The following is a 22,176-nucleotide window of genomic DNA, read 5'->3' as shown; positions in this document are numbered from 1 at the left end:
AGCGGAGATCCTCATCGTCGCCGGAGACAACCCCGAACGCATCAAGAGCGAAGCCGCCTTCGCAAAACTCGCCGGCATCAGCCCCGTCCCCACCGGCTCGGGAATGACCAGCGGAAAGCACCGCATCAACCACGGAGGGCACAGGCAACTCAACGCCGCGATCTATCGGACCGTGATCGTCCGGATGCGATTCCACGAGCCCACGCTTGCTTACGTCGCCCGACGCACCGCCGAGGGCAAGAGCAAACGCGACATCATCCGCTGCCTCAAACGCTACGTCATTCGCGAGGTCTACCACCTCGTCAAAACCGACCCGAGAACCGGCGAAATCACGAGTTGACAACTATAGGAGCATCAACGCCCTCATGGAGACGATCAACGGCGTCTACAAAGCCGAATGCATCGGCACCACCGTGTTCCACGACGGCCCGTACAAGACCATCGCAGACGTCGAGTTCGCGACCGCCGGCTGGGTCGACTGGTACAACCACCGGCGACTCCACGGTAGCCTCGGAATGGTCAGCCCCAACGAGTACGAGGCGACCTACTACGCGGCCCTCACCCGAGAGCCGCTCCCCGCATAGAAGCGGCACAGAACCTGGGTCGGTTCAACATCGGACCGATCACGGCCCACACCTCATCAGAAATCACATCACTCGACATGCATCAAGACTCACCCGAGAGCCACCGAAACAGGTTTAGCAACACGGCCTAGTCGTTATGAGCCACAAGTACATCGTTCACGATTGCCGCAGTTGCGCTCCAGCCGTACGCGCGCGCCGGAGGCTCGACGCGCTGTGGACCAGCAAGGGCATCCTCTATCGCCTCGCCCCACTCTTCGACATCGTGCGCGCCTACGATTGCCTGACCGCGCTTACCGACCGTCTCGGCGACGGCCGAGCAACCGTGCCAGTAGAGCACCGGCGTGCCCGTCATGACGCTCTCGAGCGCCGGCAGGCCGAACCCCTCGAGCGTCGACGGCATCACAGTCGCGGCCGCACCGCGGTAATGTGACGCGAGCTCCTCGTCGCTGAGGCCGGCAAGTAGCTCCACGCGTTCGGACAGCCCGCGAGCAGCGAACAAGCGGTTCGCTTCGCTGTGCTCGTTGCTCGGGATGAGCAGGCGCATGCGCGACGACGGCACGCGCGTCATCGCGTCGAGCACCACCGTGATGTTCTTGTGCTCGCGAAGGTTGCCCACGTACATCAAGTAGGGGTCTTTCGCGACGGCCGGCATCACATCCGTGCGAAAGGTAGGCGAGGCCCCGAGGCCGGCGTTGACGATTTCGACTGACGAGTCGTTGAGCCACGCAGCGATGGCTCGGCGTGACGTTTCGGACACCGTAATGACCACGCCCGAGCGCTTGAGGACCGGCTTCACGATGGCGTTGTAATACGCGAGGTACTTCGCTCGGCCGGGCCAAGGCGTTTCGAGGTGAATCAGGTCGTGCACGGTGAGCACCTGCCGCTCCGCGCGGCGAAATGCGTTGTACCCGGGGGAGTACACCAGCCCAGACGGTACACGGGCGAGTGCTCCCGTCGGGGAGGCGGGGGATCCCGCGAGACCCAGCGATCGCCACGGTACCGTGAGCCGCGAACACACCTCGCGGGCGTAGCGGCCGATGCCGTGTAGGCCTTCCCAGCGAGTGTCGACCCAGATCTCGGTCATCGCGGCTCCTTCAGAATGCGTCGTCTCCACGCTACTGGCAGCACGAACAGCACATGCGCCGGTGTGCGCAGCGCGAGCCAATGGACCGCCACCGCGACCGCCGTGATCGCAAGCATGATGACGACCGGCGCGATCGTGCGAGCGAAGCGCGACTCGAAGAGGTCCACCCACCAGCTCGTACCCATAACGAGCAGATCGAGCAGGATCGCGTGCATCACGTAGATCGGCAGTGTGCGGCGCCCGACCCAAGCGAGCCCACGTCCGACGCCCGGCACGCGGCAGAGAGCAACGGCGAGTACCATCACGATCAGCGCCCCGGCGACGTCGCGAGGCACCGACAGTACGTCGTCGACGCGTTCGTTAGGACCGAACGACGCCGCAAGCGTCGTCGCGACGAACACTCCCGCGGCGATAATCCCCGTGGCCCACGGAGATCTCAAGATCGTGCTGCGTATTTCTTCGGCCGCATAGACACCGACCGCGAAGAACACGAAGTATCGAATCATGTTCGGGTACTGCTCGGCGCCGTCGGTCGGAAGTGAGAACGACACAATGGAGAGCGCCGACAGCACAATCAGCACGGCCGCAGGCGGTACGCGTCTGATCGCGGCAAGAATCGCACTCCAGATCGCCAGAGCTGCGACGTACCAGAGCACCGTGCGGGGCAGTACGAGCTGGTCGACGAACGAAGCGAGAGAATCGCCGAGCTTCCCGAAGCCGAACTGCCCGAGCCAGATCGACGAGCCCACTGTCAGCGCGACGACGAGGAAGACCGCAAGCCACACGATGTACAGCCATGCCGATAGCGCGATCGAAGCCACAGCGCGGCGGTCGCCGAAGCCGGCACTGATGCGGCTCGAGAGCAGCATCCCGCTCAGTAGCGACAGCGCAGGCATGCGGAACGGCGTCATCGCGTCGACGATGTGCCGCCAGGCCATATCGAGCGGGTCGGGCTCGAACACCATGAGCAGTGAGATCGTCGCGTGCAGGATGACGACGGCGAGCACGCAGAGCGCGCGAGCGGCATCGACCCAGGCGAGCCGCTCGCGGGGTTCAACGGCCTGGGCGTGCGGCGTCATGTGTGGCTCGTGACGAACTCGCGTATCTTGCGGTCGAAGACGTCGGCGCCGAATAGCTTCGCACGGTCGCGGCATGCGTCGGCATCGCTCGCGATAGCGCGTCCCACGGCGGCGCGCAGCTCTGAGTCGCTCGACCAATCATGGACGTGGGCGCCCGTCACGCCGTCGACGACCGACTCCACCGCGCCGCCCGTGGCGTTCACGAGCACGGGCGTTCCGGCGGCCATCGCTTCGACGGGGATGATGCCGAAGTCTTCGATCGGAGCGAACACGAGCGCCGTGGCCCGGCGAAGAATCGCCGATAGCAGGGCATCGGATGGGTTGAGTACGAAGTGAACCTTGCACGGGTGCACGCGGTCGGCATAGGCGCGCAGACGCTGCTCGTCGTCACCACCGCCGGCAAGCACGACGGGAATGTTAGAGACGCGTCCGGCATCGATCGCTGCGTCGAGGCGCTTGTACGGCACGAACCGCGAGAAGCCTAAGAGGTATTGTTCGGGCAGCGCGTCGAGGTCGACCTCCTCACGTGTGCTCAGCTGCGGCTCGACACTGATGCGCGCGACATCGACGTTCGGATAGATGACCTCGGCCTCGCGCTCCCACGTATCCGCGATGCGCTGGGCGATAAACTTGCTGTTCGCGGCGATCGCCACGGGCTCCTGCGCACGTTTGCGATCGAGGGGCTTCAGCGCACTCGAGGCGAGTCGCGCAGGAAACGAACTTCCGCGCACATCGAGTTTGGGCGCCCAAATGTATCGCGCGGGCGTGTGCGCATACACGAGCTTGGGCGCGTCGCGGGCGGGGCCGCCGAAGCGTGTGTGGTGAGCGAACAGGTGGCTGCTGGTGAGAATCCAGTCGGCGTCACGCTTCGGCAAGTGCCGCCAGACGCTCGGCATCACGGGCAGAGCGAGCGCCTTGTGTCCGCGCAGCGGCGTGCGGGCGAGCACTGTTTCTTGCACAGGATCGAGGCGGTTCGAGTCGTTCCACAGGCACCAGCGTTCGGCGTCGGGAAACGCTTCGGCGATCGCGGCGAAGACGTTCTCGGATCCACCCGCCGGCGCGATCCACTCGTGCACGATGATGCCCGGCACGTGCTACCCGCAGCCAGGGGAGTCGATCGTGACCGGTACGTCCTTAATCATGGGCGTTGTGCGCACGTCCAGCGGGCCATACTTCTGGTCGGCTGGCGCAGAGAACGTCACCTCAACAGTGTGCGTTGTGGAGGGGTCGCTCTCGAAGTTGACGAGCACCGCCTGGCGACCGAGGTCGTTCGTGCCGGCCTGGGGTACGAAGTCTTCACCGTCGAGCTTCGCGCTGACGAACGTACTACCTACCGGACCGTAGAACACGAGGTTGGTCGATTTGACGCCTCGAGGAAAGTGACCTCCGGTTGAGATGTAGATTGGCAATCCCTCGACGCTCTCAGGCGAGAGGTTGTAATTGTACGTTGCTTTCGCGGTGAAGGCCGGTTCGCCGTCAGCCTGGCACACGTCGCTTACGACGTCGACACTCATGTCCGTGTAGTAATCGAGCTTGCCTTCGGTGTTGTCATTCACGAAGACGCCGAGCACCGTCGACTCAACGTTGTCCTGGACAGTTAAAGGGCCACCGAAGCGTGTGCCCTGGATCGCCTTCGACTCGGTCGGGTCGGTCGGGGCGTACAAGATACGCCCCTCGTCGTATCCTTTCGTGAGCTGCGACATGAGCGCCCCCGCACCACCCTGTGCATTCGTGAGGCTTTCAAAGATTCCTGCTGCTGCCGCCGCGAAGAAGGCGTCCTGCTGAAATGCTGACTCACGGCTTCCACCTGGGTAGCGCCAATAGACGTCGTTGAGTAGCAATTTGACAGCGTTATCTGATGTGAGAGTGTCGCCCGTGGGCAGCTCAACTGGCCCCGTAGCCTTCAATAGGTAGCTAAGCATTACGGGATCGATGGCGATCACCGAGTCACCAGGATCTCCCAGGGTCTCTGCCCAGAACGCGCGCGCGAGGTGAGCTGATTGTGCAAAGTCGGGAGTCATTGTGACGTCCTGGATGAATTTCCCGAGCCGGTCTGTGTACAGAGCTTCTGTCGATGAGTTGAGCGGGACGATCGATTCTATGCGGCCGGAGTTAACGTCGTAATGACTTGCTTCTTGAGTGATCGCTAGGCGGCCGTCGTCCACTGTGAGCATGAGCAGCGTTCCGGGATTGCCTCCAAGCGTCCGCATCTCAGCGGTATTCTGCACAAGTACAAGGTAGTCGCGTGGTTCGTCTGCGCCAAGCATTGCTGGCATTCGCGGAGACAGGGTTGCGAGTCGCCTTAGCAAATCGGTCAGGGTGCTGAGTCCGTCGGATACTTGCGCGACGGGGCCACGGAGAGGCGGCAGTAGTGCGTCTGTCTCGATATGCTCTGCGATCAGCCGGATCTGCGCCTCCTCGGCGACCGGTGCCGCCTCCTCGATCGCTTTACCGAGCTGCGCCACCGCGTCGACGTTGAGCGCGCCGTCGGTCGGACCGATCGAGGCGAGGTCAAACTCGAGCAAGGGGGCGGCGACATCGGCAATCAGCGTGTCGGCTGCACTGGCGAGCAGACGCACGGCGCGTAGGTCGTCGCCGATGGCGGGCAGGACCTCCGACGCGTGCCAGATCGGGTGGGCCGTCGCAATGTGTATCCTCTGGGCAGCTCCGCGCATGTCGTCGACGTGCGCCGCCGTGGCGTCCGCGTCGTCGAAGTCTTCGACGAGAGCCTGCGCATCTTCCATGAGCGAGTCGACCGACATTTTTGCGACCACGGCACTCACGCCCATCACGATGATGCAGAACCCGAGAAGGCCGACGATCGTCCACAGAGTGGGCTTCAGTCGCGGGCGCCACCACGAGCGCTTCATCGCGGCCGAATTATCAGAGTTCTGCATCACGTCAGTTTAGGGCGGGGCGCGAAGATACGCCTGCAAAGCGCATGAGCGTGGCGCGATCCCATATGAGGTAGAGGGGTGTGCGGTATGATCGTTCGAGCTAATGACGAGGCAGTAACGGGGAGGCAGTCGCTTGACGACTGAGGTAACGCGCGGTTCAGGGGCCGAGGAGGTCGTAAACGGCGTCGTCGAGACGGTGGCCATGGGTGCGCACCGAGCCGCTTCGACCGATTTCCCCGCCATCGTGCGCACTGACACGGGATCCATCCCGTCGGGCATGGCAATGCCCAATGCTGCGCGTAATTGGCGTCAGCGCTACTCGCGTGCACTCCGCATCACTGATTTCATCGTGATCGCGGGCGTGGTCTTCGGCACACAGCTCGGCTGGCTCGGCGTGCACACACAGCTGGCCATGCCGGTGCAGACCTGGCCGGGCGCTTCGTCATACACGTTGCTCTCCTGCGTCATCGTCGTCGCATGGATGATCGCGCTCGCCGTTGCCGACACGCGCTCGAGCAGGGTGATCGGCGTCGGATCCGACGAATATCAGCGCATCTTCAACTCGAGCGTCATGGTGTTCGGCCTCATCGCGATTGCGGCCTTCCTGCTGAAGATCGAGGCGTCGCGCGGTTACCTGCTCATCACGCTTCCGGTCGGCCTTCTTCTGCTGATAGCCGGGCGTGCGCTGTGGCGGGTGTGGCTGCGGCGTAAGCGCAAGCGCGGCGAATACAGCGCGCGAGTGCTGCTCGTCGGATCCGAAAGGTCTGTCGAGCACACTGCCGCAGAGCTGCGCCGCAGTAAAGGCGCCGGCTACGTCGTGGCGGGCGCATGCATCCCGGCTCGCGAGATGGGCGGCCTCACTGGGGCCGACATCCCCGTCATCGGCGGCGTCAACTCGGTCGAGAGCGCGCTCAAGCTCACGGGGGCCGACACCGTCGTGATCACGAGCACGGATCAGCTCGGCCCACAGCGCGTGAAGCAGATTTCTTGGGCGCTCGAGGCAGGCAAGCAGCACCTCGTGCTCGCGCCGAGCATCACCGACATCGCCGGCCCACGCATTCACACGCGCCCCGTCTCGGGTCTGCCGCTGATGCACGTCGAGACGCCGAACTTCTCGCCCGCGCAACGATTCGTGAAGCGGATGATGGATCTCTTCGGCTCCCTTCTGATCCTTCTGCTGCTCAGCCCGGTGCTGCTGGTCATCTCGCTGCTGGTGATGATCACCTCGGGCCGCCCCGTCATCTACAAGCAGCCGCGCATCGGGCGCCACGGTCGCGAATTCCGCATGTGGAAGTTCCGGTCGATGATTCCCGACGCCGAGTCGAAGCTGCAGTCGCTGCTCGACATGCAGGATTCGGGCAACACGGTGCAGTTCAAGATGATGAACGACCCGCGCATCACGCCCGTGGGCCGCGTGCTGCGCAAATACTCGCTCGACGAGCTGCCACAGCTGTTCAACGTGCTGGGCGGATCCATGAGCCTTGTGGGCCCCCGCCCGCCGATCCAGCGCGAGGTCGAGCAGTACGAAGATCACGTGCACCGCCGATTCCTCGTAAAGCCTGGCATGACGGGCCTCTGGCAGGTCTCCGGCCGCTCCTCGCTCAGCTGGGACGACAGCGTGCGTCTCGACCTCTCGTACGTCGAGAACTGGAGCGTCGTGAGCGACGTGGTCATCCTCTTCAAGACATTCAAAGCGGCGCTGGTGCCGGGGGATACGACCTCGTAAGGTTCGGCGGGCTGGGCCGGGTAACCTCCCGCATTACGACGCGGAAGCCAATGCCGAACGTCAGCGGTATTGGCGAGCCTGAGCTTGCTTCAGCGAATCTCGTATGTCCGCGGTGAGCGGCACGTGGATGACCTCGATCTTGGCGTCATGCAGTGCGGCCGTGAGCCAGGCACCGGGACGGCGTAGGTAGGCGTCTGCCTCGTCGCCGGCGATGGCGATGATGAGACGCTGGGCGCCGAGCTTCTCGCCTGCCCAGGCAAGCTTAAACGCGTCGGTGGCCAGCTTCTTCGGCTGTCCGCCGCGAAGCGCACCGACGCGTGCGTACGCCTCGACGAGCACGGAGCGGTCCTCGCTCGCCCCGTCGATCTCGACGCGTGCCTCACCGATTGCGATCCGTGCGGGTGCGAGTGGAACTGCGACGATCTCGCGAACGGCCGCGATGATAGCGATCTCCGCAGCGCGTTGTTCGGATGAATCGGACGCGTGAAGCGCAGCATCGGTCATGTGGCGATGATGGCACACAATGTCGCGGAGGAGTGCTCGACGTAGCAGCGTACTACGTCACTTCCGGAACCTCGACAACAGGCTATCGCCCTGCCACTACTGGGAAGCCGCCACGTGTGCTTTCGCAAGGTTGCCCGCGATTCGTTTCGGCGTCGGTTCATCGCCACACGCGTCGACGAACCTCTCGAGCAGAGCAACTTCGGCCGCAAAGTCACCACGCTCGCGGTAGATCATGCCGAGCTGAACGGTCGGCCATTGTGCAGGCACGAGGTTACGCACCTTAGCCTCGGCCTCAGCGGCATCCACGCACTGCTCGAGCAGGGCGGCGAGCTCATCCGTCCGCGCTTCGGCCTTAAGCATGATGGCGGTCGGCTGCTGCTCAGACCAATGGGCCCCGTTGAATGAGCCCGCGGCGATCGCATCAGCCTCGAGCTTCTGCTTCGCCGCACGAGCGGATGCACGCTCCGCGCGGGCCGCCTCCTGCTCGGCGACCTTCGCGGCTCGCTCCGCTTCCCATCGCTCACTCGTCAGTCGCTTCTCGCGATAGTCCTCCTCGCGCGACCCCGCGCCGATGTTGTGAGCGAGCGACACCCGCGCCCGCCACAAGCCGGCCTGATCAACGATCGCCCAGATGCGCGCGTGGATGACTGCGACCTCGTCCTTGCCGAGGCGGGCAAGGCTGCGCTTCACCGTCGCGACGTAAAAGTCCTCATCGTCGTCAAGGTAGCCGACCGTCTCGCCCATAATCTGAACCCCGATGATGCCCTTGCGAGTCGGAATCAGTCGCGCATCCTGAAAAGTAACTCCGCCCTCCGGCCGGCCAAGCGTCATGAAAATCTTCTGGAAGCTGCGCCGGAACTGCGCCTCGCCACTGACTTCGACGACCTCCTCCCAGCGCTCACCGCGGCGCACTTCGACGAGGTTGTCGTTGGGATTCTGAGCCGTGCGCCGAGGAGGCGGCGAATCAGGGGTGGCCGCGTTGGCGGTTGAACGGGGGTCGTTGTTCCTGCCGAAGAGTCGAGCCCAGAATCCTGCCATATGGCTGATCATGCCATGTGCGCGACACCGCCGTATCCGCCGTCTTGCCCGTCGCATAGCATGGCCGCATGCAGCGAGGCAGAATCCTAGAACAGCAGATCGCCGTGTTCGGCGAGAGCGGCAGCGGCAAGACGGTGCTGCTGTCGTCGTTCTATGGGGCGACGCAAGAACCCGCATTCAGCAAGCGCAATCTCTTCAATGTGGTCGCCGACGACATCGGCCAGGGCACGCGGTTGCACCGCAACTATCTCGGCATGCGCGACTCGGCCACGCCGCCGCAGCAGACGCACTTCGCCGCGACGTCGTACTCGTTCTCGCTGAAGCTGAAAGAACCGCCGAGCCGCAAGGAGCGCAAGGCCCGGCCGTTCGATGCGCTGCGGCTGACCTGGCACGACTACCCGGGCGAGTGGTTCGAGCAGTCCGTCAGCGGGCCGGAAGAAGCGCGGCGGCGCGTGGAGACGTTCCGCTCGCTGCTCGGATCCGACGTCGCTTTTCTGCTCGTCGACGCACAGAAGCTCCTCGACAACGCGGGCGAGGAAGAGCGTTACCTGAAGTCGCTGCTCAGCAACTTCCGCAACGGGATCCTCTCAATGCGCGACGGGCTGCTGAGCAAGAGCGGCCCACTCATCGACTTCCCGCGCATCTGGGTGATGGGGCTGTCGAAGGCCGATCTGCTGCCCGACACCGACGTGTACGCGTTCCGCGACATGCTCATCGCCAAGGTGGGCGACGAGATCGGTGCGTTGCGCGAGGCGATCGGCAGCCTCATTCAGGGGGATCAGGCGCTGTCGGTCGGCGAAGACTTCATGTTGCTGTCGTCGGCGCGATTCGATCCGCACGAGATCGTCGTGACCGAACGGGTGGGCGTCGAGCTGATCCTGCCGATCTCGGCGATGCTGCCGTTCGAGCGGCACGTGAGCTGGGCGCGGAAGAAGGAAGCGCCGGGCAAGGTGCTCGAACACCTGAACACGGGGGTCAGCCTCGTCGCCGGCACACTGATCGGGCGGTTCATCGGACGGGGAGGCCCGGTCGGGCTGCTCGTGAAGCTGCTCAGCGCCGACATGATCGACGAGTCCACGCGGCTCGCCGGCGACGCCCTGCGCAAGGCGAACGCCGAGGCGCGCGCGAAGCACGAGAACCTGCGCGCGACGCTGACGCGGTTCAAGCTCGACCTCGATGAGGCAGAGGCGGCGCACGTGCTGATTCGGAGCCGGCGATGAGCTTCATCTGGGCCACGCGCGGGAAGCGCTGGGGCTTCCGCTTCCTCTGCGACGGCGGCCAGGCGGATCCGCTGCCCGCGTACGACGACGCGTTCGCGGATGCGGACGATGCGTTGAATGTGTGTCGGCGCGCGGGCGACGCGGTCGCGCTGCGCTTCGCGGATCCGCTCGGGCGGAGGGATGCGGCCGGTCGTGTGATTCCGCACGAGTTCGTGCTATTCGGAGAGCTTGCCTCGCGAGTGGGGTCGGTCGAGGAAGGCGTTGAGGTCGTGTGGCCGCTCGTGGAGGAGCGGTACGCGGAGGAGTGGGATCGGAGTGATCAGGGCGGGTTCGCATAGGGCGAGCGGCACATCGTTCGAGTGGTACCGCGTTTGGTGTCGCCGGCGGTGCGGATTGGAGCATGCGGATCCGCACCGCCCGCGGCATCACTCGGCGGTGACGGTGACGCTCCAGGTAACGCCGAACTTGTCGGTGAGCATGCCGAAGCCGGGGCTCCAAGCCGAGGCCGCCAGCGGCTCGATGATGGTGGCATCGGCGGCCAGGGCGTCCCAGTAACCCTGCAGCCCGCCCAAGGTATCCGAGCTGATCGAAACGAAGAGCGCCTGGTCGGTGACGGTGGTGTTGTTCTCGCGACGGGTCGATCCGCCGCCGGCAAGAGTGCCCTCGGTCTGGCCGGGGATGTCGTATCCCATGATGCGGAAGCCGTTCTCAGCGACGACGAGGCCGAACACGACCCTGTCGGCGCCGGGGATCTCGGCAGGCATGCCGAAATCAGCGTAGGTGCTGATGGCGATATGGCCGCCGAACACTGATCCGTAGAACTCCAGCGCCGCGCGTGCATCGCCGCGGAAATTGAGGTGGGTGGTCGTCTGAATGGTCATGTCTGCTCCTTCGAAAGGATCGGCCCCAGCGGCTCGACGTGAACACGTTCCCATTCGTATAGGTCATTTTCTGTCCTGTACTGCACGTAGATTGGGGCGCATGACGTCGACTTCGCGGCTGCTGACCCTGTTGTCGCTCCTGCAGGCCCGTCGAGACTGGCCGGGGCCGCTCCTGGCGGAGCGCCTGGAAGTTACTGCTCGCACGGTGAGACGCGATGTCGACCGGTTGCGTGAACTCGGATACGCGATCACGGCAGTGAAGGGGCCGGACGGCGGCTACCGGCTGGCCGCAGGATCCGAGCTGCCGCCTCTCCTCTTCGACGACGAGCAGGCTATGGCCATCGCGGTGGCACTGCAGGGCGTCTCATCTTCCGGAGTCGACCTCGACGAGGCCGCCGCTCGCGCTCTGACAACCGTGCGGCAGGTCATGCCACCGCGGCTGCGGCACCGGCTCGACAACGTCCGTTTTGCCGACACGTGGCGGCCGCACCGTGTCGACCCGAAAGTGCTTGAAGCGATCACGACCGCCGTTCGGGATCAGCGAACGATCCGATTCGACTACGGCGACGACCACGACAGCATGCCGAGGCGCGTTGAACCGCACGCGATCGTGGCACGCAACGGCCGCTGGTATCTGATCGCTTGGGAGCTGGAGAAGCGCGACTGGCGGATCTACCGCCTCGACCGAATGAACCCGAGAACTCCCGCGGGAGCGCCCTTCGCGCGTCGACCGATCCCGACGGGCGACGCGCGAACATTCCTCGCCGCGCGATCCAAAGGATCCGATGAGGCCGACGAGTGGCCCTGTTACGGCGAGGTGCTGCTGCACCTGCGCCCCGTCGATATCGCGCCGTGGCTCGGCGATGGTGAGATGGAGCAGGTATCAGAGCGGGTGTGTCGCGTGCGGGTCGGTTCGTGGTCGTGGGCCGGACTGATCTCGTGGGTTCTGCGTTTTGACGTACCGTTCACCGTGGTCGGTCCACCGGAGTTCGTTCAGGCGCTTCCGGGGGTCGCCGGGAGGATCAGTGGGGCGGGACCTGTCTGATACAGCGCCTCCTGGCGCGGCACCCGTAGGGTCATTGATATGGACACCGCATCGATGATCATGGGGGCTTCGATCGCTTCCATCGTGTGGCTCGCGGTCTATCCGTGGGGAAAGCTCGAGCGCCTCAAGCAGCTCGAAGAGGGCGACGGAAGCGCCCCGCCGCAGTAGTTGCCGGCGCGTACGTGTTGAGAACTGTCGGTGGACGAGGGGTTCTCGGCAGCGCTTGTTTTGTCAGTGGTTCGAGGTTGAGTCAGGTATGGACATTTTCAGCGAACTCCGAGAGCAGGTCGGGTCCCTCGGCGATCTGCTCGGCGAGGGCGCTGACGACCTCACGGGCACGATGCGCGGGCTCAGCGATCAGCAGCTCGTGCGGGCGTTGGAGGCGGCTGCGGCTGCTGTTCGCGGGTTGGGCCGGATCGAGGCAGTCGGGGCGGGCATTATGGCCGAGCGCTCGACGCGTGAAGCGGGGCAGGAAGGCATGGCGCAGGTGCGCGGCCACCGCTCTCCGGCTGATTTTCTGCAGGTGATCACCGGCGGGTCGAAGTCTGAGGCGCGGCAGCGGATCCGGGTGGGCCAGTCGGTCCTCGACGCCACTGAGGAGACGGCTGACCCCGCGACGGATCTCGGCGCGGCGGGCGCGGACGGAGCGGGTGCGTTCTGTGTGCGTGTTGTGCCGGCTTGGCATGCGCCGCTGGCCGACGCGCTGATGCGCGGGCGGGTGTCGTCCGCGCAGAGCGATGCGATTCGCCGCGGGCTCGGGGAACCACCCACAGGTGAGACTGGGATTGTCGACGACGACACGCGTGATGCGTGGTCGGCCGCGGCGGGGCAGCTCGCGGACGAGGCGGAACACCGCACCGTCGAAGAGCTGCGTGACGAGGCACGGTTGATTCGTGATCGTCTCGACCCCGACGGCGCCGAGCGGCGGTTCCTCGAGCGGTACGAGGCGCGCTCGTTTCGTACGTGGACCGATGCTGATGGGCGGCGCCGCGGGTCGATCAGTTTCGATGACGATGGGTATGCGCTGGTCCGGTCGATCTTCGACTCGGCGCTACGGCCACGCCGCGGCGGTCCACGGTTCGTCGATGCCGCCGAGGTGGAGGTCGCGCAGGCGCTTGTGGAGGACCCGCGCTCACTCGATCAGCTCTCCTACGATTTGTTGGCCGACCTTCTCAGAGCAGGTGCACTCGCCGATGCGAAGGTCGTGCACGGCACGCGCCGGGCGGGCGTGAGGGTCGTGACCGTCGCCGGCGGCGCGGGCGGGTACACCGAGGATGGTCTCGTCTCGCTGCCGCAACCGGATATCGATCAGCGCGTGTGCGACACGGGAACGGTGCCGGTCACGGCCGATGCGGGCGGGGATCCACTCAACGTCGGGCGTGAGCGGCGCCTGTTCACCCCAGGTCAGCGGGTGGCGCTATCGGTGCGCGATGGCGGGTGCCGGTGGCAGGGGTGCGACCGTCCAGCCTCGTACTGCGAGGCGCACCATATCGACCCGTACTCCGAGGGTGGGCGCACCGACATCGACCGGGGCATTCTGCTGTGCCGGTTCCACCACATGCAGCTGCACCACTCGGGTTGGCGCATTAGCCGCGACGGGAAAGACGAGTTCGTGCTGCATAAACCGGGCGGGGCGGCGACGGTTCTCGAGCCGAGGTTGGCGTTGGCATACGCGTTTGGCGATGTCGATCCGCCTCCGCGACGATTCCGCCCCGCGGCGTAGGGGGGGGGGGGGAGGGGCCGATTCTCGCGCGATCGGCGCCCCGCGGGAGCTCGCGTTCGAGGGGCTCATCGCAGTTCGGCCTCTGAGGTAGCGTGTCCGAGTGCGATTCAACGCGTTCGAGGCCTACTCCGCCGAGATGGGATTTCCTGTTGAGGTGAGCCCCGAGACACAGAACAGCGATTACGAGTCAGGGATTGCCGTGATCGGCAACGAGACCTGGCACATCCGCACTGCGCGGAACACCCCGTCCAAGCCGGGCGCTTTCGTCGCGTTCTGGCAGCGGGATGCCGAAGGGGAGACGAGCCCGTTCGGCGATGACGATCTCGCTGCGGGCCTGCTCGTCTTCGTGGAACAGCAGGACCGACGCGGCGTGTTCCGGTTCACCGGCGCGCATCTTGCTGAACTCGGTGTCGTTTCAGGGAAGCTGCCCGGCAAGCGTGGGTTCCGGGTATACCCAAGCTGGTGTGAAGGGTTAAATAGCCAGGCCGCGGCCACGCAACGCGCTCAAGCCCCGGCATTCCGGGAGTACTGAGCCCAGATTGTGTGTTCTCACATCGTCCGCGCCATGATTCCACGGCGCAGCGATCGATGGAACACCTCGGGTCAGCTCGCGGCAGCGACGGCCATCGCCGTGACGGCGTCAGCGCGGAAGTGGTCGTCGCCCGTGATCGTGATCACCGCGTCGCCCGCGAAGATCACGAGCTGACCGCCCGCGCCGTGCAGCCGCCACGCATCGCCCGGCCCTCGCCAACCGCCCATCGCGTAGCCGCCGTACCCCGCGGATTCACCGCCGGTCGAGACCCAGCCGGAGTGCATCCCATCGATCCAGTCGCCCGCGACGATGCGGCGCCCGTTATACACCCCGCGGTCGCGGAGCAGAAGGCCGAGTCGCGCGATCTCGTCCGTTGTCAGCGCGAGCCCCTCGCCGGCCAGCACGAACCCGCGCGGACAGCGCCGCCACTCCACGTCGTGCCATCCGAGCGGGTCGAACAATCGCGGGCGCAGCCACTCCTCCACGTCGCCCGTGGCCGCCGCGAGCTGGCGCATCGCCGTGTACGTGCTGGAGTTCGCGTACTGGAACGAGCGGCCCGACGTCGGGCGCGAGAGGAACTCCCGCGCCGCATCGTCGTGATCGTCGAACATCGTCGGCGACCAGGGGAAGTCCACACCGGTCGTCATCGTCAGCAGATCGCGTGTCGTGTAGTCGTGCGCGACGATCGCGTCCGGATCGAAGATCCCCTCGTCACGCGCGATCCCGACCGCGAGCACCGCGATGGCCTTGGCGACCGAATGGATCTCCTCGCGAGCCTCCGCGGTGAAGCGCCGCTGGGCCGCATCATCGCCCACGCGCACGTGCACCCCGTGCGCGGCGAACCCGATCTCGTCGATGCTGAGCGAGACGGCATCGAGAAGGTGCTGTGCGCGAGACATGAGAGCAATTCTGTCGCAGTGCGTCGATCCGGCGGACACCAGGCGTACAGGTTCGCGCGAGCACCGCGTCATGAGCCCCGCGCGCCCGCGACTTGAGGTCCGCGAATCCGCGAGTCGAACGTCGCGAATCCGCGACTTAAGCTCCGCGAATCCGCGAGTTGGCACTATGATCGTGGCATGACCGAGTTGCTGGAGCGGTTCTCGATGACCTTCGCGAAGGAAGCGATCGACACATTCCCGGCGCTTGCGATTCAGGGCGCACGACAGGTCGGGAAAAGCACATTCGCCCGGCAACTCGCCGACTCGCGGGACGCGCGTTTCGTCACCCTCGATGACGAAGTCTCGCGCGCAGCTGCCGAGGACGATCCCGCAGCGTTCGTTGATCAGAACTCGACCGGCACGCTGGTGATTGATGAGCTTCAGCGCGCGCCACGTCTGATCCTCGCGATCAAGGCCTCCATCGATCGCGACCGCCGACCTGGACGATACCTTCTCACAGGATCCAGCGACCTTCTACTCCTTCCTGGTGCTCCTGACAGCCTGGCTGGCCGTGCGGTCACAATCGAGTTGCGGTCGCTGAGCCAGGGAGAGATACGCGGCGAACGCGACGATTTCGTCGCGCGCGCGAACGCCGGTATTGATGCGGCCCAAGTGGAGACCGCGTGGGATCGACCGACGTACGCGGCGGCGATCGCTCGCGGGGGATATCCGGAAGTGCGTTCGTTGGGGGAGCGCATGCGCAACGTCTGGTTCGACAGTTATGTCGAACGACTCTTGCGGCGCGACATTGCCGATCTCGCGCCTCGTGTCGATCCGTCCCGCATCTCATCCGTTCTTCGCATCGTTGCAGCGGCGAACGCAGGAGAGCTCGTCAAAACGCGCATCGCGCGCGACGCGAATCTCCCCGAGACGTCCGTCACGTCATACCTCGAGCTTCTCGAAATTCTGTATCTCACGACGCGACTGCGTCCGTGGACGCCGAACCTCACAACGCGCGAAGTGGGCAGAGCGAAAGTCGTGGTGGGTGACGCAGGGCTGGCGCTGCGGCTTGCGCGTGTATCCGAGGGTCAGCTCGTGCCGATCGGAAACGCGCATATCGGGGCGGCCCTCGAAGGATTCGTCGTGGGGGAGCTTATGCGTCAGCGAGCATGGAGCGACGCAGAGTTCGAGCTGTTCCACTATCGAGATCGTGACGGACTCGAAGTCGACGTCGTTATCGAGCTCGGCGACGGGTCGATCATCGGAATCGAGGTAAAGGCAGGCAGCACGGCAAAGGCAGAACACTTCAAGGGGCTGCGCAGCCTGCGCGACCGGCTCGGCGACCGATTCGTCGGTGGGTACGTGCTCAACACAGCGCAGAAGGGGGCGTTCTTCGGTGATCGCCTCGCGACTCTGCCTGTTGCGTCGCTGTGGGAGCTCTGACCTCCGCGACCTCGCGTAAGCATGCCGCGATGGCGGCCACGCGCGATAGCTACTGCCGCAAATAGTCCACGAGCGACTCATCGGCGTCGGCCGGCACGAAACCCGTCGCCTGGATCTTGTCCAGGGCGAGCACGCTGTTCGCGGGGCGCGGTGCGATGCCCGTCTTCCCCGCGAAGTACTCGGCCGTCGACACCGCAGAGACGCGCGACGGATCGTGCCCCGTCAGCTCGAACACTCGCCGCGCGATCTCGAACCACGAGCGAGGCGCACCCGATCCCGTGAGGTTGTATGTGCCGTACGGCGCGCCTGTCTCGAGCAGGTGACGGATGCCCCGAGCGATCTCGCTCGTGAACGTCAGCCGGCCCACCTGGTCGTCGACGACCGACGGATCCACCCCGCGCGACGCGAGCGACGCCATCGTGGAGACGAAATTGTTGCCCTCGCCGATCACCCACGACGTGCGCACGATGTAATGCCGCGGGGTCGTGGCAGCCGCGATATCGCCTGCGGCCTTCGACTGGCCGTACACGCCCACGGGAGATACGGCGTCGTCCTCCGAGTACGACGACGCGGATCCGTCGAACACGTAGTCGCTCGACACGTGCACCAGCGTGATCCCGTTCGACGCCGCCACGCGCGCGAGCGCCGCGACGCCCGTCGCATTCGCCGCCCACGCGCCCGCGCGATCGGTCTCGGCGGCATCCACCGCCGTGTACGCGCCCGCGTTGATAATCGCACCGTAGTCGCGCCAGCGACGGGCGCCGGACAGATCTGCGGTCAGATCCAGATCCTCGCGCGTCGCGAACTCGACGTGCGAACGGACTTCGTACGCCGAACGCAGCGCGCGGCCCAACTGCCCGTTCGCGCCCACGACCAGAATCTTGCGCGGCGGCACCGGCGTGACGTCGGCCAGCCGCGGGTGGTTCCGATCCTTCTCACTGAGCTCGGCTGACTCCAGCGAAATCGGCCAGTCGATCGCGACCGTCTCGTCTGCGAGGTTCAGGAACGAGTACGACGCATCGGGCGACCAGTGGTCGTTCACGAGATACGTGTACGCCGTGCCGTCCTCCAGCACCTGGAACGCGTTGCCGACCCCGCGCGGCACGAAGATCGCGCGATCCGGGCCGATCTCGGCCGTGAACACGCGCCCGAAGCCGTCGCCCTCGCGCAGATCCACCCACGCGCCGAAAATGCGACCCGTCGCGACCGACACCCACTTGTCCCACGGCTCGGCGTGGATGCCGCGCGTCGTGCCCGCCGTCGCGTTGAACGAGATGTTGTTCTGCACCGGTCCGAAATCGGGCAGCCCCGCCGCCGTCATCTTCTCTCGCTGCCAGTTCTCCTTGAACCAGCCGCGGTTATCGCCGCGCACGTCGAGGTCGAACAGCAGAAGACCGTCGATCGTGGTCTCCATCACTGACCCTTCGACGCGTAGAACGCCTCGACGCCGTCCTTGGCGCCCGCCCACCAGTCCTCGTTCTCGCGGTACCACGCGATCGTTGATTCGAGGCCCTCGCGGAAGCTGGTGAATGCCGGTTCCCAGCCGAGCTCGCGGCGCAGGCGCGTCGAGTCGATCGCGTACCGCAGGTCGTGGCCAGCGCGGTCGGTCACGAGGTCGTATTCCGAGCGATCCTCGCCCATCAGCTCCAGGATCGTCTCGACCACGTCGCGGTTGTTCTCTTCGCCGTCGGCGCCGATCAGGTACGTCTCGCCGATCACCCCGCGATCGAGGATCGTCAGCACGGCCGACGAGTGGTCGTCGGCGTGGATCCAATCGCGCACGTTCTGTCCCGTGCCGTACAGCTTCGGGCGGATCCCGCGGATCACGTTCGTGATCTGGCGCGGGATGAACTTCTCGACGTGCTGGTACGGGCCGTAGTTGTTCGAGCAGTTCGAGATCGTCGCGCGCACCCCGAACGAGCGCACCCATGCGCGCACCAGCATGTCCGATGCGGCCTTCGTCGAGGAGTACGGTGACGACGGGTTGTACGCCGTGGTCTCGGTGAACCGCTGCGGGTCGTCGAGCGCGAGGTCGCCGTACACCTCGTCGGTCGAGATATGGTGCAGGCGCACATCGTGCTGGCGCGCGGCCTCGAGCAGCGTGTACGTGCCGATCACGTTCGTCTTCAAGAACGGGTGCGGGTTATCGAGCGAGTTGTCGTTGTGCGACTCGGCCGCATAGTGCACGACCGCATCGTGGCGCGAGAACAGGTCGTTCACGAGTGGCGCATCCGCCACATCGCCGACGACGAGCTCCACTCGATCCTCCGGCAGCCCCGCGAGCGAGGCGCGGTTGCCCGCGTACGTGAGCTTGTCGAGCACCGTCACGGTGTGATCGGTGTTCTCGATCACGTGATGCACGAAATTGGATCCGATGAAACCGGCCCCGCCGGTCACGAGCAGACGAGCCATCAGCGGCCTTCTTCCAGAAGCGAGAGCAGGTACTGTCCGTAGCCAGATTTTACGAGCTTTTCGGCGCGCGAGCGCAGGCCATCGTCATCGATGAAGCCGCGCCGCCAGGCGATCTCCTCGGGGGCGCCGATCTTCTGACCGGTGCGGTGCTCCATCGTGCGCACGAAATTGCCCGCGTCGCTCAGGTCGTCGACCTTGCCCGTGTCGAGCCACGCCGTGCCGCGGGGGAGCACCTGCACCTGCAGAGAGCCGCGCTCGAGGTACACCCGGTTCACGTCAGTGATCTCGTACTCGCCGCGCGGCGACGGTTCGAGGTTCCGCGCGATCTCGATCACGTCGTTGTCGTAGAAGTACAGACCCGGAATGGCGTACTTGCTCTTCGGGTCCGCAGGCTTCTCCTCGAGCGACGTCGCCCGGCCCGACGCGTCGAAGTCGACGACGCCGTACGCCGACGGATCCGCTACCGCGTACGCGAAGATCGCACCGCCCTCGAGATCCGAGAAGTTCTGCAGCTGCGTGCCGAGGCCCGGCCCGTACAGGAGGTTGTCGCCCAGCACGAGCGCCACCGAGTCGTCGCCGATGAAGTCGGCACCGATCGTGAACGCCTGAGCGAGCCCGTCAGGTGAGGCCTGCTGCGCGAACGAGATCGAGATGCCGAACTGGCTGCCGTCGCCGAGCAGGCGCTCGAACGCCGCCGCGTCGTGCGGGGTCGTGATGACCAGCACGTCGCGGATTCCTGCGAGCAGCAGCGTCGACAACGGGTAGTAGATCATCGGCTTGTCGTACACCGGAACGAGTTGCTTCGACACCCCGAGGGTGATGGGGTGGAGGCGCGTTCCGCTGCCTCCGGCGAGGATGATGCCCTTCATAGGATCCATTGTGTCATGCAGGGGTTGCGAGCCTCGGGAGGATAGCCTTGCGGAGGTCGATTTTCCGGGGAGAGGCAGCCGCATGACATCAGCGCGCGACACGTTCTGGCGGCGGCTTCGCTGGCCCCTGATCTCGGTCGTCCTCACGATCGCGCTCGCCGCGTCGCGCGTCGCTGTGAACCCGCGGTTCTACTTCGCCGACGACACCGAGCGCGGATCCTTCGGCCAGTGGTGGTCGCTCGGCGAGCACCTCTCGCGCGGCACGCTGCCGATTCTCGATCCCTCTGCCTGGCAGGGCGGCAACTACTTCGCCGAAGGGCAGTGGGGGATTCTCAGTCCCGTCACCTGGCTCATCGGGCTCACGGCATATGTCACCCCCGACGCCGCCCTCCACGTGACGGCCTGGAAGATCCTCTTCCTCGCGATCTTTGCGATCGGCATGTACTTGATCTGCCGCGAGTTCGGGGCCTCCCGCCCGTGGGCCGCGCTCGCCGCGACCCTTGCCCCGGCTGCCGGTTTCACCGTGTACATGGACGCCGCGTCCTGGTCGACGGGCCTGTTCGACTCGTGCCTGCTGCCTCTCGTGTGGTGGACCCTGCGGCGCGCGGTCGAGCACGGCAAGTCGCCGATCCCGCTCGTCATCACGAGTTTCACGCTCGTCACCTTCGGCTACGTCTTCGGCGTGATCGTGCTGGTCGTGCTGCTCGTCGAGACCCTCGTGCGCCACATCGTGCTGCGCGACCGCGTGCGCATTCTCCGCACCCTCGCGGCGAGCGCGTGGGGCGGGCTGTGGACGATCGTCGTGTACCTGCCCGCGATGATGACCTCGGCCGTCACAACGCGCAGCGAGGCGCCGTACGAGAACACCGGGTTCCTCAACGCCGACATCTCCGACCTGTTCTCCTCGGCCTCGCCGCTCACCGTCGCGACGATCCAGTCGTTCGAGGGCGCGATGACGTCGGGACCGCTCGTCTACATCGCCTGGATCCTCCCGCTGCTGCCGCTGTTCCTCCCGATCCCGCGCGCGAACATTAAGCGGCTCCTGCCGGTGTGGATCTACGGCGCGTTCGCGCTCGCGTTCATCATCGCGCCGAGCGACCTCGGGGCGATCCGCTGGCCGCTGCGCATGATGCCGTACGTCGTCATCGCCGTGCTGATCGTGTTCGCGGTCGCCGCCACCAAGGCGTTCCCCGAGCGCATCTCGCGCGGGCGCGCCTGGGCCGCCGTCGCGCTCATTGCCGCGATGGCATATGTCTCGTGGATCGGCGAGATGTGGGCGTGGAAGGCGATCGCGCTCGGCGCCGCCCTGCAGGTCATCGCGGTCATCGTGGTCGTGCTCGTCGCCCAGGCGAGGGACACCCCATTCGTGCCCGGTCGGGCCTCCTCCTGGGAGAAGAAGACCGCGTTCGTCGTCGCCTGCGCAATGCTCGTGACGATGGGCGTCGGCGCCGCGCAGCTCATGCAGTGGCGCGAATCGCCGCTGCCGAGTGTGAACGCCCCCACCGACACCGATGAGTTGCGCGACGTGCTGGGCGACGTCGAGGGCGATGCGATCGTCGTCGGCAACTACATGAAGGGCGCCGGAACCCCCGAGAGCTGGGACGAGCGCCTGATGGCGAACCTCTGGTACGTCAGCGACGCGAACGTCTCGAGCGTCTACACGGTGCTGCCGTTCTCGGCGTATGCCTCAGACCTGTGCAGCGACCTCCGCGGCCTCACCTGCAAGAGCGCGCTCGAGACGCTCTGGAGCAACGATGAAGAGACGGACCTTCCGGTCGCCGACCTGCTGAGCGTCTCGACGATCCTCGTCGCGAAGTACTCGTTCGACAAAGAGCCGACCGCGCCCGAGGGGTGGCACCTCGGCAACGACGGCGGCTGGATGTGGCAATTCGAACGCGATGAGCCGCTGCCCGCAGCCGGCGGTGTCGTGTGGTCAGGCGAGGGCGCCGACGTGACCGAGACGGGGGAGACCCAGACGAGCGTCACGTTCACCGTCGACGCCGTGGGTGAGGATCCGCGCGTCGCGCTCAGCCGATTGCCCTTCCCCGGGTACTCGGTCTCGGGGGCGGAGCTCGCGGATCCCGTGCGCGACTACCTGCTGACCGTCGACGTCGCGGGGCTCGAGGCAGGCGACGAGGTGACGGTGCGGTTCCTGCCGCCGCCGTTCCCGGTGCTCGCCGGATCCTTCGTGCTCGCGTGGCTTGTGCTGGCCGGCTGGCTCATCGCGCGCGGGGTGGTGCGGCGGCGCGAGCGGGTGTGAC

At 65.8% G+C, this 22,176-nt stretch carries 21 protein-coding genes and 1 pseudogene; 11 read left to right on the top strand and 11 right to left on the bottom strand.

The window, feature by feature from the left end; all coding sequences use genetic code 11:
- Together G510_RS0105065 and G510_RS0105060 are read left to right on the top strand one after the other, a co-directional pair.
- Positions 1-340, top strand: a 340-nt coding sequence (locus G510_RS0105065; protein WP_029152751.1) for a transposase, incomplete at its 5' end; no start/stop codon positions are given.
- Between the two features lie 16 nt (positions 341-356).
- A pseudogene (locus G510_RS0105060) lies at positions 357-584 on the top strand (integrase core domain-containing protein); the annotation flags it as partial.
- Between the two features lie 127 nt (positions 585-711).
- Here the strand turns inward: G510_RS0105060 and G510_RS0105055 are convergent.
- Genes G510_RS0105055 through G510_RS15400 form a run of 4 tightly spaced genes read right to left on the bottom strand, consistent with a single transcriptional unit; the run spans position 712 to position 5,644 of the window.
- Positions 712-1,668 carry a glycosyltransferase family 4 protein gene (locus G510_RS0105055; protein WP_029152749.1) on the bottom strand — a complete coding sequence of 319 codons (957 nt, stop codon included), beginning with the start codon at positions 1,666-1,668 and terminating at the stop codon, positions 712-714.
- Complete coding sequence (locus G510_RS0105050; RefSeq protein WP_029152748.1) at positions 1,665-2,747, bottom strand: acyltransferase family protein; 1,083 nt, start codon at positions 2,745-2,747, stop codon at positions 1,665-1,667. The genes G510_RS0105055 and G510_RS0105050 overlap by 4 nt, the downstream gene beginning before the upstream one ends.
- On the bottom strand, positions 2,744-3,838 hold the full coding sequence (locus G510_RS0105045) for a glycosyltransferase (protein WP_029152747.1): 1,095 nt from the start codon (positions 3,836-3,838) through the stop codon (positions 2,744-2,746). The genes G510_RS0105050 and G510_RS0105045 overlap by 4 nt, the downstream gene beginning before the upstream one ends.
- A gap of 3 nt (positions 3,839-3,841) precedes the next feature.
- Positions 3,842-5,644, bottom strand: coding sequence for a DUF4012 domain-containing protein (locus G510_RS15400; RefSeq protein WP_084644199.1), 1,803 nt, complete (start codon positions 5,642-5,644; stop codon positions 3,842-3,844).
- A gap of 133 nt (positions 5,645-5,777) precedes the next feature.
- Here G510_RS15400 and G510_RS0105035 point away from each other — a divergent pair, with 133 nt between their 5' ends.
- Positions 5,778-7,370: a sugar transferase gene (locus G510_RS0105035; RefSeq protein ID WP_245563232.1), complete on the top strand. Its 1,593-nt coding sequence runs from the start codon at positions 5,778-5,780 to the stop codon at positions 7,368-7,370.
- A 60-nt stretch (positions 7,371-7,430) separates the two neighbouring features.
- Here G510_RS0105035 and G510_RS0105030 read toward each other — a convergent pair whose 3' ends face one another.
- Both G510_RS0105030 and G510_RS0105025 read right to left on the bottom strand, forming a co-directional pair.
- Positions 7,431-7,874: a hypothetical protein gene (locus G510_RS0105030; RefSeq protein ID WP_029152745.1), complete on the bottom strand. Its 444-nt coding sequence runs from the start codon at positions 7,872-7,874 to the stop codon at positions 7,431-7,433.
- 96 nt (positions 7,875-7,970) lie between these two features.
- A complete protein-coding gene (locus G510_RS0105025; RefSeq protein WP_157560410.1) occupies positions 7,971-8,912 on the bottom strand; it encodes a hypothetical protein in 942 nt (313 codons plus the stop codon).
- Positions 8,913-8,980: 68 nt separating this feature from the next.
- On the opposite strand from G510_RS0105025, the gene G510_RS0105020 reads away from it, so the two are divergent.
- The gene (locus G510_RS0105020; RefSeq protein ID WP_029152743.1) at positions 8,981-10,132 is read left to right on the top strand and encodes a TRAFAC clade GTPase domain-containing protein; all 1,152 of its coding nucleotides are present in this window, start codon (positions 8,981-8,983) and stop codon (positions 10,130-10,132) included.
- Positions 10,129-10,470 (top strand): hypothetical protein, encoded by a 342-nt coding sequence (locus G510_RS0105015; protein WP_029152742.1) that lies wholly within the window; start codon positions 10,129-10,131, stop codon positions 10,468-10,470. Before G510_RS0105020 ends, G510_RS0105015 begins: the two co-directional genes overlap by 4 nt.
- Before the next feature lie 87 nt (positions 10,471-10,557).
- Here G510_RS0105015 and G510_RS0105010 read toward each other — a convergent pair whose 3' ends face one another.
- Positions 10,558-11,013 (bottom strand): VOC family protein, encoded by a 456-nt coding sequence (locus G510_RS0105010; protein ID WP_029152741.1) that lies wholly within the window; start codon positions 11,011-11,013, stop codon positions 10,558-10,560.
- A 100-nt stretch (positions 11,014-11,113) separates the two neighbouring features.
- On the opposite strand from G510_RS0105010, the gene G510_RS0105005 reads away from it, so the two are divergent.
- From G510_RS0105005 to G510_RS0104990, 4 genes are all read left to right on the top strand, one after another.
- Positions 11,114-12,058: a helix-turn-helix transcriptional regulator gene (locus G510_RS0105005; RefSeq protein WP_029152740.1), complete on the top strand. Its 945-nt coding sequence runs from the start codon at positions 11,114-11,116 to the stop codon at positions 12,056-12,058.
- A gap of 39 nt (positions 12,059-12,097) precedes the next feature.
- Positions 12,098-12,226, top strand: a complete 129-nt coding sequence (locus G510_RS19000) for a hypothetical protein (RefSeq protein ID WP_281167424.1) — start codon at positions 12,098-12,100, stop codon at positions 12,224-12,226.
- 88 nt (positions 12,227-12,314) lie between these two features.
- Positions 12,315-13,781, top strand: coding sequence for an HNH endonuclease signature motif containing protein (locus tag G510_RS0104995; RefSeq protein ID WP_029152739.1), 1,467 nt, complete (start codon positions 12,315-12,317; stop codon positions 13,779-13,781).
- A 100-nt stretch (positions 13,782-13,881) separates the two neighbouring features.
- On the top strand, positions 13,882-14,313 hold the full coding sequence (locus tag G510_RS0104990; RefSeq protein ID WP_029152738.1) for a MepB family protein: 432 nt from the start codon (positions 13,882-13,884) through the stop codon (positions 14,311-14,313).
- A 71-nt stretch (positions 14,314-14,384) separates the two neighbouring features.
- Here the strand turns inward: G510_RS0104990 and G510_RS0104985 are convergent, their stop codons facing one another.
- Positions 14,385-15,212, bottom strand: coding sequence for a serine hydrolase domain-containing protein (locus G510_RS0104985; RefSeq protein ID WP_029152737.1), 828 nt, complete (start codon positions 15,210-15,212; stop codon positions 14,385-14,387).
- A gap of 177 nt (positions 15,213-15,389) precedes the next feature.
- On the opposite strand from G510_RS0104985, the gene G510_RS0104980 reads away from it, so the two are divergent.
- Complete coding sequence (locus tag G510_RS0104980) at positions 15,390-16,634, top strand: ATP-binding protein (RefSeq protein ID WP_029152736.1); 1,245 nt, start codon at positions 15,390-15,392, stop codon at positions 16,632-16,634.
- 49 nt (positions 16,635-16,683) lie between these two features.
- Here G510_RS0104980 and rfbD read toward each other — a convergent pair whose 3' ends face one another.
- The 3 genes from rfbD to rfbA are packed head-to-tail and all read right to left on the bottom strand — an operon-like array spanning position 16,684 to position 19,915.
- A complete protein-coding gene (rfbD, locus tag G510_RS0104975) occupies positions 16,684-18,048 on the bottom strand; it encodes a dTDP-4-dehydrorhamnose reductase (protein WP_051216358.1) in 1,365 nt (454 codons plus the stop codon).
- Positions 18,048-19,046: a dTDP-glucose 4,6-dehydratase gene (rfbB, locus tag G510_RS0104970; RefSeq protein WP_029152734.1), complete on the bottom strand. Its 999-nt coding sequence runs from the start codon at positions 19,044-19,046 to the stop codon at positions 18,048-18,050. Before rfbB ends, rfbD begins: the two co-directional genes overlap by 1 nt.
- Complete coding sequence (gene rfbA, locus G510_RS0104965; RefSeq protein ID WP_029152733.1) at positions 19,046-19,915, bottom strand: glucose-1-phosphate thymidylyltransferase RfbA; 870 nt, start codon at positions 19,913-19,915, stop codon at positions 19,046-19,048. Before rfbA ends, rfbB begins: the two co-directional genes overlap by 1 nt.
- Before the next feature lie 82 nt (positions 19,916-19,997).
- On the opposite strand from rfbA, the gene G510_RS0104960 reads away from it, so the two are divergent.
- Positions 19,998-22,175: a YfhO family protein gene (locus tag G510_RS0104960; RefSeq protein ID WP_029152732.1), complete on the top strand. Its 2,178-nt coding sequence runs from the start codon at positions 19,998-20,000 to the stop codon at positions 22,173-22,175.
- Position 22,176: the final 1 nt, after the last annotated feature.

Source organism: Microbacterium gubbeenense DSM 15944 (genome assembly GCF_000422745.1).
Lineage (GTDB): Bacteria > Actinomycetota > Actinomycetes > Actinomycetales > Microbacteriaceae > Microbacterium > Microbacterium gubbeenense.
The sequence above is the reverse complement of the archived record's forward strand: the minus strand, read 5'-3'. Positions and strand labels throughout refer to the sequence as shown.